This is a genomic window from Pseudomonas sp. DSV-1, from assembly GCF_035830915.1.
In the GTDB taxonomy this organism is placed as follows: domain Bacteria; phylum Pseudomonadota; class Gammaproteobacteria; order Pseudomonadales; family Pseudomonadaceae; genus Aquipseudomonas.
This window is the reverse complement of record NZ_JAYMYG010000001.1, coordinates 909,269-921,583: the sequence shown is the minus strand read 5'-3', so window position 1 is coordinate 921,583 and position 12,315 is coordinate 909,269. Positions and strand designations below refer to the sequence as shown.

Sequence of the window (12,315 nt, the reverse complement as noted above, 5' to 3'; positions counted from 1 at the left end):
CGATACAGGGGATGGGGTCTAGAACTTGTAACTCACCGCGACCTGCACCGAGCCCTGATTCACATCTCCCTGCTCGCGCACGATACTGCTGTCCGCCGCCGAGCCCAGCAGATGAACCCAACTGGCGCTGGTCACCAGCGACCAGTGTTGCGCCAGGGGAAACTCGAAGTTCTGGGTCAGGGTGACATTCTGCAACCCGCCACTGGCCTTGTATGCGGAAATCCCCGACGCCTGGGCTTCACTGTCGCTGACACCAAAGAACGTCGACATCTGTCGGCCATCCGCAAAATGTACCGCCAACTGGCTGCTGCCGATAATCCCCAGCCCCAGCGGATAACCCAGCTCGCCCCCGACCTGACCCAGCACCCCGCCCTGACCGCCCGCGCCGCCCACCGCCTGCCCGAGTTGTGCATACACGCGCCAGAAGTCGGCCGGGCTGTACTGCACAAAACCGCCCAGCAGGGCCATGTCCGGCACATCGCGAAGGCCCCGCAACGAACCATTGGCATTGCGTCCCGAGACGTAGTTGAGCAAGGGGCCCGCGCTCCAGCCGTCAGCCTTGAAGGCACTCCAGGTCAGACCGTCATCGGTATTGAGACTGACATCGCCCCAGTCCACATCGAAATACGGCAACGGCACCACCTGATAGCGGCTGGCGCTTGGATCATTGGGCTGATAGCCAATCCCCACGCCCACTTCCCCGCTCGGGCCGTCTGCCCCATGGGCACCCACGCCGACACCCAACAATGTGAGCAGCAATAAAGTACGGACCGGGGCTTTCATGACGAAGGTTCCATAGAGGTTCATGGGCGCATCAATCCCTTTTTCGCTCGCCCTGTGCAAGCACTCATGTTGTTTGTAGCAAGCTACAAAAATTGTAGCTTCAAACTCGAAAGCCACCTTCGAATCGGCGCAAAGCCATAGCCCACGGGGCTTTTAATAATTGGCACAGTCAATGCTATGTCCTCTGGCAAGCGCAAAAAGCGCGTCTTTTCGACAGGACAATGCAGATGATGCAATGGCATATCGTGTGTGATTTCGACGGGACCATTACCCGCACCGACGTCATCGACAACATTCTTCAACGCTTCGCCGACCCCAGCTGGGAAGCGATCGAAGATCAATGGGTGCAGGGTGAAATCGGTTCGCGTGAATGCCTGAGCCGCCAGCTGTCGCTGGTCAAGGCCACGCCAGCCGAACTGCTGGCTTTTTTCGACAGCGTTGAGATTGACCCTCACTTTCCCGACTTCGTTGACCACGTCATCGGCCTGGGCGCCTCCATCGAGGTGGTCAGTGACGGCATCGAACAAGGCATTGCCCGCATCCTGGCCCGCCACTACGTGAGCCTGTTGCCGATCCTTGCCAACCGCCTGCGTCAGGTCGACCAGAACCGCTGGCGCATCGACTTCCCGTACTCCAGCGACACCTGCCGGGCCGCCTCGGGCAACTGCAAATGCAAATCCACCCCCGGCGGCAAACGCGTGCTGGTGATTGGCGATGGCCGCTCCGACATGTGCGTGGCCTCCAGCGCCGACTTCGTCTTCGCCAAGGACAGCCTGGCCGAACACTGCGAACGCAACGGTATCCCCTACGCACGCTTTGACTCTTTCGCCGAACTGCCGGCCTTGCTCGCCAAATTGCCGAACCCGGCCGCCAACGCTCCCCACTATTCTCGTGAACAGCAGGAACTCTTCAATCATGTCTGATAACCGAATCGCTACCCCTGAAGACCAGATCCTTCTGGAAAAAGAAGCCAAGTACTGCTCCTACGGCGACACCGTTCACTACATCGAACCACCGCGCATTTTCAGCCGCTGCGAAGGTTCCTACGTCTGGGACACCGAAGACCAGGCCTACCTCGACCTGCAAATGTGGTATTCGGCGGTCAACTTCGGTTACTCCAACCCGCGCCTGAACAACGCCCTGAAACAACAGATCGACACCTTGCCGCAAATCGCCAGCCAGTACCTGCACAAGGGCAAGATCGAGTTGTCGGAACGCATCGCGGTCGACGCCAAAAACAAGTTCGGCCTCGACGGCCGCGTGCACTTCAACGTCGGCGGGTCGCAGTCCATCGAGGACTCGCTGAAGGTGGTGCGTAACGCCAGCAACGGCAAAAGCCTGATGTTCGCCTTCGAAGGCGGCTACCACGGCCGCACCCTCGGCGCCTCGTCGATCACCTCCAGCTACCGCTACCGTCGCCGCTACGGCCACTTTGGCGAGCGCGCCAACTTTATCCCGTTCCCGTACCACTTCCGTGGGCCAAAAGGCATGACCAAGGAAGAATACGGCAGCCACTGCGTGCAGCAATTCGCCCGTCTGTTCGAGACCGAATACAACGGCGTGTGGGACCCCAAAGTCGGCCAGAGCGAATACGCCGCGTTTTACGTCGAACCGATCCAGGGCACCGGCGGCTATGTCATCCCGCCGATGAACTTCTACAGCGAACTCAAGCACGTGCTGGATCAGCACGGCATCCTGATGGTGGTCGACGAAATCCAGATGGGTTTCTGGCGCACCGGCAAGCTGTGGTCCATCGAGCACTTCGACGTCAAACCCGACGTGATCGTCTTCGGCAAGGCACTGACCAACGGCCTCAATCCGCTGGGCGGCATCTGGGCCCGTGAAGAGCTGATCAACCCGAAGATCTTCCCGCCGGGCTCGACCCACTCCACCTTCGCCTCCAACCCGCTGGGCACCGCCGTGGGCCTGGAAATGTTCAAGATGACCAGCGAAGTCGACTACGGCGCGATGGTCATGGCCAAGGGCAAGTACTTCCTGGACGGTCTGCAAGACCTGCAAAAACGCTACCCGATCATCGGCGACGTCGACGGTCTGGGCCTGGCACTGCGCTGCGAAATCTGCGGCCCGGACGGTTTCACCCCGGACAAGGCCACCCTCGACTACATGGTTGAGGAAGGCATGAAGGGCGACATTGAAATCGACGGCAAGCGTCTGGGTCTGATTCTGGACGTGGGCGGCTACTACAAGAACGTGATCACCCTGGCGCCGTCCCTGGAAATCAGCTACGCCGAAATCGATCTGGGCATCGCCCTGCTCGACCGCCTGCTGGCTCGGGCCATGAAACGGTGAACGGGGCAGAGATCGATCTGGGCGAAGGCGACGCCGGTTTCGTTCTCGGCACGGGTGAGGTCGGGGTCTTGTTGATCCACGGCCTCACCGGCACTCCGACGGAACTGCGTCGGGTGGCCCAGGGCCTGGCGAAGGACGGGACGTGCACGGTGTACGTCCCCACCCTGGCCGGGCACTGCGGTGACAACGACGACCTGCAAGCCACCGGCTGGCTGGACTGGTACGAAGGCGTGCGCAAAACCTTCGCCGGGATCCGCCAGCGTCACTCGCAGGTTTTTGTCGGGGGTTTGTCGATGGGGGCGGTCATGTCGATGTACGTGGCCTCCGAACACCCGGGCCAGGTCGCCGGGCTGTTGATGTACTCCACCACCTTGCGTTACGACGGCTGGAGCATCCACAAGTTGGCCTTTTTGACCCCGTTGCTGATGGCGATCCCCTTTGGCGTACACCTGTGCAATTTTGAAGAAAAACCCCCTTACGGCATCAAGAACGAACGTTTGCGCGCCATTGTCGAGCGCCAGATGCACGCTGGAGAAAGCGCGAATGCCGGGCTGTTGACGATGCAGGGCATCACCGTGCGCGAATTGCACCGGATGAATGCCGTGGTGAAAAAGCGCATGCCGTCGATCACCACTAAAGCCCTGGTTTTGCACTCCATCGAGGACGACATCACCAGCCGCTGGAACGCCGATTACGTGGAGCGCCATCTGGGCGGGCCAGTGACCAAAGTGCTGCTCGACAACTGCTACCACATGATCACCGTCGACCTGCAGTACCGCCGCGTGATCGAACTCAGTGACGCCTTTATCAAGAAAAACAGCCGCGCGGCACCGGTTCCTGTCGACTATCGACAGCAGGCCTGAGCCAAAGGACGCCCATGATTACCGCCCACACCTTTTCATCCATCCAGGCTATCGACCGCGAAGCCTGGAATGACTGTTTTCCAGATGCTCTGGAGGATTGGGACTACATCGTGGCCGTCGAAAAAGCCGGGATTGAAGGCTTTGAATGGCGTTATCTGACGCTGTTCGAAGGCCCCACCCTGCTGGCCGTGGCAACCGCATTTACCACCTGCTATCGCCTCGACACCACCGTTCAAGGGCTCGCCAAGCGCTTTACCGAACGGCTCAACCGCGTGCTGCCGGGGCTGGTGCAGCTGCAGCTGTACGCCATCGGCTCGCCGCTGACCGAACAATGCAGTGCAGGGACGGCCAGCGTTATCCAGGCAGCGCAGCGCCCTGCCCTGCTCGCCCGGCTGCTGACCCTGGCCCAGGCTGACGCTGCCCGCCTGGGCATCGGCCTGATTGCGGTCAAGGACGTGCCCAGCGACGACCATGAGTGGGCCAACCTCTGCAAGACGGCAGGCTTTCAGTCGATGCCGGGGCTGCCCAGCGCAACCCTGGCGGTGCCCTTCGGCTCGGTGGACGGCTACCTTGGCTCACTGGGCAAGTCCACCCGCAAAGACATGCGCCGCAAACTGCGCAACCCCGGCCCGCGGGTGGAGTGGCGCAGCACCATCGACGACGTTTTGCCAGATGTCATGCGCCTTTACGCGGCCAGCCTGGCACGCAGCGACCTGCAATTGGAGCGCTTACCCGCGACTTATTTCACGGGTATCCTCCAACAACTGGGCGACCGGGCAGTGTGCGTGCTGTACTGGCTCGACGAGCAACTGGTGGCGTTCAATCTGGTGCTGATCGATGAACACCGCCTGATCGACAAGTTTTTTGGCCACGACCTTGAACTGACCCGCGACTACAATCTGTATTTCAGGAGCTGGCTGGTCAATGTCGATTACTGCATCAACCACAACATTGCCCTGTACGAATGCGGCCAGGCCGGTTACGCCAGCAAGATCCGCCTGGGCTGTACCTTTCAGGGCAACACACTGTATTTCCGGCATCGCAACTGGCTGATCAACAACCTGCTCAAGCTGGTCAAACTGTTCATCCGCCCTGACCGCCACGACCCTGCCCTGGCGGCTGCGATAAGCGAGTATTAATGCCCACCACGCCTGACTCACCGCGCCAGCCCCACCCCTTCAAAGTGTCGCGCTGGACCGTGCAACGCAAACTGGTGCTGGCGTTCTGGCTGGTCAGCGTCATCCCGACCATGATCGCCGCCGAACTGGCCGCCACCACCCTGTCGCAGATTTTCGATAGCAACGTGCGGGTCTGGTTGCAGGAGTCGACCAAAATCGTCAAGGACGAGATCAGCGAAATCCTGGCGGACAACGCCCGGGCCGCCAAGCTGTTCCTGCAATACACCCACCCGCCGTCTTCGAGCAAGGCCATCCGCCATGACCGGCTGACTGCCGACATCGCCGACGCGATGGGCATAGACGTGGTCGCCCTGATCCGCGACAGCGACCACAAAGTGGTGTTCAGCACCGCCAGTGACACCATCGTCGACCAGATCAGCCTGGCGCCCAATGCGGTGTTGCAAACCATCGACGTCGGCGGCGTACCCACCGGCACCGTTGTCTCGACCTTTGCCACCAGCCAGGACGGGGCGGATTACCAACTGCTGGTAGCCACCTACATGGACAGCAGCTTTCTGACCAGCGTGGCCAATGTTCACTCCCTGGACCTGCGCCTGTACCTGTCTAATTCCGCAGGGTTTGCCGAGATCTTCTCCAGCCAGCGCTTCGAAGACCGCCAGCCGATGGTGCCCCCGGCCATCGAGCAAATATTGCGCGAAACCCGCTTGCCCACCGAGCAGTTCACCAGCCGCTACAGCGGTTTGTACTGGCCCATTCTCAACGACAACGGCGAACTGCAAGGCGTGATCTACAGCGGTCTGCTACGCCATGCCAGCCTGGTGGGGCTGGTCAACCAGAGCAACCTGTTCGCCCTTATCTTCCTGCTCGGTTCAGTGCTGTCACTGACCGTTGGCTGGCTGGTCTCCGAGCGCCTGACCCGACCGCTACGAGACTTGTCCGAAGGCGTACGCGCCGTGACTGCCGGGGACTACAACCAGCGCGTTGGCGTATCAGGCAACGACGAACTGGCCGAGCTGAGCAGCACCTTCAACCACATGACGGCACGGCTGGACCAGTTGCATCATCTCGAAGCACAACTGCGCCGCCGCGACCGCTTGCATGCCCTGGGAGAAGTGGCAATGGGCCTGGCCCACGAAATCCGCAACCCCCTGGGCATTATCAAAACCGCGACCCAACTGCTGCACCGCCGCGCCGACCTGGGCGAGACCGACAAGCGCCACCTGGAATACGTGGTCAGCGAAGTCTCGCGGATCAACGACCTGATCACCGAGTTCCTCGACTTCGCCAAGCCCAGCGCTCCCGTACGCGCGCAACAGGCTGCACGACCTTTGGTTGAAGACATCCTGGGCTTCTGCAAACCGGAACTGGAAAGCCATAACATCGATGCCCGCATCGACGATCAAGCACCCGGGGCCACCCTGTATGCCGATGCCGGGCAACTGAAACAGGCGTGCCTGAACCTGATCATCAACGCCATCGACGCCATGCCAGAAGGCGGCTGCCTGACAGTGCACATTTCCCGCGAAAACGATTACACCGTGATAGGCATTGCCGACACAGGGGAAGGGATCGCACCGGACATGCTCGAACGTATTTTCACGCCCTTTGTAACCACCAAAGCCTCAGGTACAGGGCTGGGCCTGGCCAAGGTGTTCTCCATCATGGACAGCCACGATGGGCGCATCGAATGCATCAGCGAAAAAGACGCCGGTGCCACCTTCAATCTGTACATTCCTGCCCACGGAGCAAGCAAGACATGAGTCATAACGTGCTGGTGGTCGATGACGAACCCAAGCTCTGCGACCTGCTCAGCTCGGCACTGAGTCAAAACGACATTCAGGTCTTCACCGCGGGCAACGGCCTGCAGGCGCTGGCGATTCTGGAGCAGGAAGACATCGACCTGGTGATCAGCGACTGGCGAATGCCCGGCATGGACGGCCCGCAGTTACTGGCGGAGGTCAAACTGCGCTACCCGCAGCTGCCGGTCATCGTCATGACCGCCTACAGCACGGTGAAAAACGCCGTACAGTCCATGCGTAACGGCGCCTACGACTACATCGCCAAACCCTTCGATATCGACGAGCTGGACATTACCGTCAGCAAGGCCCTGCAATTTCGCGACATTTTGCGCGACAACGCGCGCCTGCGTGCCGAGCTGGACGAGCACCAGCACATCGACAGCCTGATTGGCGACAGCCCCAGTTTTCGTCGGGTGCTGCAAGCCATCGACTCGGTGCGCGAGAGCAGCGCCACCATCCTGTTGACCGGCGAAAGCGGCACGGGCAAAGAGATGGTCGCCCGCGCCATCCATAAACACGGCAGTCGCGCAGACAAACCCTTTGTCGCGGTCAACTGTGCGGCGATTCCCGAAGGGCTGCTTGAAAGCGAGATGTTCGGCCATCGCAAGGGCGCCTTTACCGGCGCCGTGGCCGACCGTGTGGGGCGCTTTATGCAGGCCGACAAGGGCACGCTGTTTCTCGATGAAGTGGGGGACATGCCCCTGGCCTTGCAGGCCAAGATCCTGCGGGCGCTTCAAGAGCGGGTGATTGAGCCGGTGGGGGATCCGCGAGAGCGCAAGGTGGATGTGCGGGTGATCGCCGCGACCAACAAAAACCTGCTGCAAGCCGTGGCCGATAAAACGTTTCGCGAAGACCTGTACTACCGCCTGAATGTATTTCCGATCCCCCTGCCCTCCTTGCGCGAACGGGTTGAAGACATCGCACCGCTGGCGCGGCACTTTGCCCACAATCTGGGTGCCACCGCAGGTAAACGCATCACCGGTTTCAGCCCCGGCGCCTTGCAAGCAATGGCCGCCTATCACTGGCCGGGCAATATTCGCGAACTGCAAAACTGTGTCGAGCGCGCCACCATCGTGGCCAACAGCAGCATCCTTCAGGACAGCGACTTGCCGCCCTACCTGTTCAGCGCCCAGCCCGGCCAGAACAGCACCCTGCCCGCACCGGGGCCGAATGTGCCGCCCGATCTGGAAGCGGCACTGGCCGAGGTCGAAAAAGCGTATATCCTTGCCGCCCTGCAACAAGCCAATGGCGTGCAGGCAGCGGCGGCGCAGTTGATCGGGATATCAGAACGCAGCTTCTGGTATCGCCTGAAAAAGCTCGACATCCATGTCGATAAAATCGTCCGCTAGCCCATTAAAGCGGGCTTGCCCGCGATTGGAACGCAGCCTCCCCCCGCGCCTGTTGTGGTTAACGAATCGTATAACCCACATGCAGAATCACATCGCTCATGCTTAGCAATAGCGCGTGCTGGCTGCTGGTTGCATTCGGAAACACCAGCGAGAACGTACCCGTTTCAATCGGCAAGCCTTCAAACGGCAGGTATTTCCCATCGTTGAAATCCAACTGGAACTGGCCGCTGTCATCCAGACCATGGGACAACGCCACCGCCTTGCAACCCGCGGCCAACTGCTGGGAACTGTCGTAGCGCAGCAACGCCTGCACGTTTTGATACGGCCCCAGCAAGACAGGAAGCGACACGCTAAGCGTCTTGATCAAACGCACAGTGCCCAGGTTCAGGGTGGCCGGATAATCGTTCTGAATCTGCATGTCATCCAGCCTGAAGGTCAATGTCAGGCTATTGTCACTGCCCAACTCCACCTGCACCTTGTCAGCGCTTGTGCCTGCGGCCTCAATGCCCGCAGTCTCCGAAGCCAGTGCCTGCTTGATCCTCAGCAGCATTGAGGGCTCCAGCGCCAGCAACGAGGTCGTTTTACGCACTTCCAGGGTGCGCTGATCCCAGCGCAGATAAGCCGCCTCCATCTGTTGCAGGCTCAGCAGCAGGCTCTCACCGGCCAACAGGCCCTGGTACAGGTCGTTCCAATTGCCGGGGCGCAGATAATTGCGATTGTCCCGGGTTTCCCAACGCAAGCTGATTTGCGCCTGGGCGCACAGCCCGGACACCGTGTCGTAGAGCTGGTAATAGAGTGTCGCCAGACGCGCAGCCTGCCAGTTGAACAGGGCCTGGCCAGTGAACCGGGTGCTCAGCATTTCCAGTATCGCTGCGCTGTAGGCTTGCTCCAGCTCAGTCTGTTGTTGCTGTTTTTTAGCCATCGCAATCTGTTCGTTAAGGGATGCGATCTGGGTGGTTATCTGCTCACCCTCTAGCCGCGCCTGCTCACGTTGCAAATCCCAATCCTGACGCCGACGACGATATTGCTCGGAGCTATCCAGCTTGACCGCTTCGCCGTTCTTCACATTTGCACTCACGCGCAACACATCACTGAACGCATCGACCAGGCCGCCGACTTCGCCCCAGCCCACTGCCATGCCCGCAACATTGGGCAGCAGATTGAGCCCCCCGGCAGTCACGCGTAGAACGCCCGCGCTGCTTTCAAGAAAGACCGCTTCACTGCGCAGGTCCATTGCAAGCTGTTCACTCGCGGAAATATTCTCCTCAGACAGCGCATCATAATGTTGCTGACGCGCCAGGGTCGCTGCATGACTACCTTGCAACCCGGCCAGGGTATGTTCCAGGGAGGCCAGGTTGGCCACATGCACTTCGCCCATCATGGCCAGCAGGCCGCCCTGCTGTGTTTGTTGCAGCACATTCAACGCATCCGCGTCGCGGCGCTCCAGTACACCTTGCAGGTTGGCGCCAAACTGAATGACTTGCTGCACGGCATTGCGCGCCCGATCCAGCAGCATCAGGAAACGTTGCGGCCACAATGGCGGCGTAACACCCACCTGCATGCCTCCAGCACCATCGCCGGCCAGACGCGCCTGCTGCAGCTCCCTAGGGTCGGTCGGTTTCTCGAACAACGCCAGCACCAACGGTTGACCATCGATGGACAAATTATTGCGCAGGTTGTAAAGACGCCCTTCAAAACGGCTCCAGCAGTCCAGCACCGCGGTATCAACCGGGGGACGAAACGGCCCGTTAAGCACCGCAGTTTGCAGACGCGAGGCAGATGCCAGCAGTACAGGCTGCTGCTCGACCAACAGCTCAAGCTGGCGCAATTGCTGATTGACGGCAGTACTGGCGGCCTCCAGCGTCGGCGATTCCCACGCCAGGGCCAGCGGCAGAGTCGGGCGCTGACCGAGCATTTGCAGGGCCTGTACATACCACATACGGGCCTCGCCCAGGCTGTCGCGGGTTTGCTGGCGATACAGCTGGTCACCCCGAGCTGCCAACAGTTCCAGGGATCGCAGGTAGACCGCCAGTTTGTAGTGCATGGGATCAGCGGCGGCGATCACGTCCGGGTCATCGGTATCCACCGGGGACGACGGGTTCCAACTGGTATCATCCTGCAACGGCCGTACATTCCAGTAGCGCGGTTGACTGCCGGCCATCTGCAAATCGCCGTTGGCGTTGCGATAGCCCGCCGGGTCGAAAATGCGCTTGAACCATAACTCGGCTTCATCGAAGCGCTGCTCCGCCAACAGACGATTGGCAATCAACAGCGGAGCGTGGAAGAACAGCTCCCAGGTATAAAGCCCCACCCCACCATTGAATGTGATTGTTCGGGCAATAGTATTCCCACCGTAATCACTGGGGTCGACCAAGAGCGTCTGCACATCCCATGCAAGCAGTGCCTCCACACCTTCCAGCATTTTTTGTTCCAGCATTGGCCCGGCCAGTGTGGTCAATACGAACTCACTGGAATTGCTGGGTTTTGTGTAGAGCATTTGTGTGCGGCCGACGCTGTTGAAAGCCGTGGGTATCCACAAATGTTGGGTGGCGTCGAAGTTGGTTATTTGGGCAGGTGTGCTTGGAGCACTCCTCACCACATCTACATTGCGGGTGTACGACGAGTTTACAAGCTGTACATCATACGAAAAATCCGACACAAAGTTGGCAAACAATAAAGACGTATCAAACACGAAAGTTGTCAAACTTTCACTAGGCGTGCACTCTTTACCAAAATAGGTCTCATCAAATTTTTTAATGACAAGCCTGTACCCCCCAAGAGCATTTCTGCTTGCCTTGGCATCTATCGACACTCTTAATTTACCATCCACATTTGTAAACCTTACATTCCCATAATAGATAAACGAATTAGTGGATGAGTAATTGTATTCGAACGTACTGGTTGCTGAATATTGAGCGGCTGGAATGCCGGGGGTAAATATTAACGGCTGGCGCACGGGAATATCCGTGCAATAACTGAAGCTCTTATCATTGTGAATAAAGTTTAATGTCGCGCCTTCCCCAGCTGAATCCATCAGCTGTAAAAGCTTGCTAAATCGATACACGCTGATCCCCGTCGGGGTCACAAGAAAAACCCCCAACTCCGGTACAACCGTCGTGGGCGATTGGCGCCTTAATTCGGCAGCAAAAACCCCTGTGGGTCCGTTATCCAAAGGCCAGGTACGCAGGCGCCATTGCCCACTGGGCCGCAGAGTTGCGATCTGCAGCTCCCGAACCATCTGAACTTGAGTTTCAAACACCCCGCCACTTTCTCGCGTCGTGGCGTCTTTGGCATATTCATGCACGCACAGCACATGCAGTCGATTGGCAAAGTACACAATCGAAGGGACCGTCCCCTCAAGCGGTTGCAGCGGTGCATCAATCTTCAGCCATTCACCCCATGACGACGGGTTACGGACTTTGGCGGTGGTGCCCAAGTCGGTTTTCTCGACCCTGCGCCAATAGTATTCGCCAGGCGTGCCGGGAATGCTGCCGCAAAAATACGCTTCGCCCTGCTCGCCAGCCGGTTCCACCTGATAACCACTGTCATAACGAATATCCAGTACGGTGCGCAGGCCGCTGACGTACTGATTGAACGCCTGCTCGACGCGCTGCTCGGTAATACGCCCCTGATTGATTGCCGACTCCATCTCCTGAAACAACTGCGTCTTGTTGTAACGCAGTTCAGGGTCGATAAAGCTGGCAGGGTAGCAGAGCAGCCGTTGCAGGCCGGACCAGGTGGAATAACGTTTGTTATAGGCGCTCCAGCGACTGAAATAACCGTTTGGACGCGAGGCCTGTGCCATCTTGGCTAAATCGGTGCCCGGCTCCAGCTGTTCGCGGCAACGGTGCAAATACAGCTGGGTGCTTGCCACCGCTTCGGCGATACGGCTGGTTTTCATCTGGCCGGATACCAGCGGGTCAATCAACAGGTACTCGTATAGATCTTCGGCGGTCACGACTTTGTCAGCCAATGCACCGAGGTCGCGGGTGGGGATCACATACCTCAGGTAATAAGGCACCAAAGCATCGCGCCGGGACTGGTTCAGGCTGGCCAGCAGTTTCTCGTTCAT

General features: G+C 59.3%; 8 protein-coding genes. 6 read left to right on the top strand and 2 right to left on the bottom strand.

The window, feature by feature from the left end:
• Positions 1–18: 18 nt before the first annotated feature.
• On the bottom strand, positions 19–783 hold the full coding sequence (locus tag VSQ83_RS04345) for a MipA/OmpV family protein (protein WP_326425441.1): 765 nt from the start codon (positions 781–783) through the stop codon (positions 19–21).
• Between the two features lie 227 nt (positions 784–1,010).
• Between VSQ83_RS04345 and VSQ83_RS04340 the strand changes: the two genes are divergently transcribed.
• Genes VSQ83_RS04340 through VSQ83_RS04315 form a run of 6 tightly spaced genes read left to right on the top strand, consistent with a single transcriptional unit; the run spans position 1,011 to position 8,243 of the window.
• Positions 1,011–1,706: an MtnX-like HAD-IB family phosphatase gene (locus tag VSQ83_RS04340; RefSeq protein ID WP_219260812.1), complete on the top strand. Its 696-nt coding sequence runs from the start codon at positions 1,011–1,013 to the stop codon at positions 1,704–1,706.
• Positions 1,699–3,093 carry an aspartate aminotransferase family protein gene (locus tag VSQ83_RS04335; protein ID WP_326425438.1) on the top strand — a complete coding sequence of 465 codons (1,395 nt, stop codon included), beginning with the start codon at positions 1,699–1,701 and terminating at the stop codon, positions 3,091–3,093. Before VSQ83_RS04340 ends, VSQ83_RS04335 begins: the two co-directional genes overlap by 8 nt.
• A complete protein-coding gene (locus VSQ83_RS04330; protein WP_326425436.1) occupies positions 3,090–3,956 on the top strand; it encodes an alpha/beta hydrolase in 867 nt (288 codons plus the stop codon). Before VSQ83_RS04335 ends, VSQ83_RS04330 begins: the two co-directional genes overlap by 4 nt.
• 14 nt (positions 3,957–3,970) lie before the next feature.
• Positions 3,971–5,095: a GNAT family N-acetyltransferase gene (locus tag VSQ83_RS04325; protein WP_326425434.1), complete on the top strand. Its 1,125-nt coding sequence runs from the start codon at positions 3,971–3,973 to the stop codon at positions 5,093–5,095.
• A complete protein-coding gene (locus tag VSQ83_RS04320) occupies positions 5,095–6,855 on the top strand; it encodes a sensor histidine kinase (protein ID WP_219260817.1) in 1,761 nt (586 codons plus the stop codon). Before VSQ83_RS04325 ends, VSQ83_RS04320 begins: the two co-directional genes overlap by 1 nt.
• Positions 6,852–8,243 carry a sigma-54-dependent transcriptional regulator gene (locus VSQ83_RS04315; RefSeq protein WP_326425432.1) on the top strand — a complete coding sequence of 464 codons (1,392 nt, stop codon included), beginning with the start codon at positions 6,852–6,854 and terminating at the stop codon, positions 8,241–8,243. Before VSQ83_RS04320 ends, VSQ83_RS04315 begins: the two co-directional genes overlap by 4 nt.
• Before the next feature lie 58 nt (positions 8,244–8,301).
• Here the strand turns inward: VSQ83_RS04315 and VSQ83_RS04310 are convergent, their stop codons facing one another.
• Complete coding sequence (locus tag VSQ83_RS04310) at positions 8,302–12,315, bottom strand: neuraminidase-like domain-containing protein (protein ID WP_326425430.1); 4,014 nt, start codon at positions 12,313–12,315, stop codon at positions 8,302–8,304.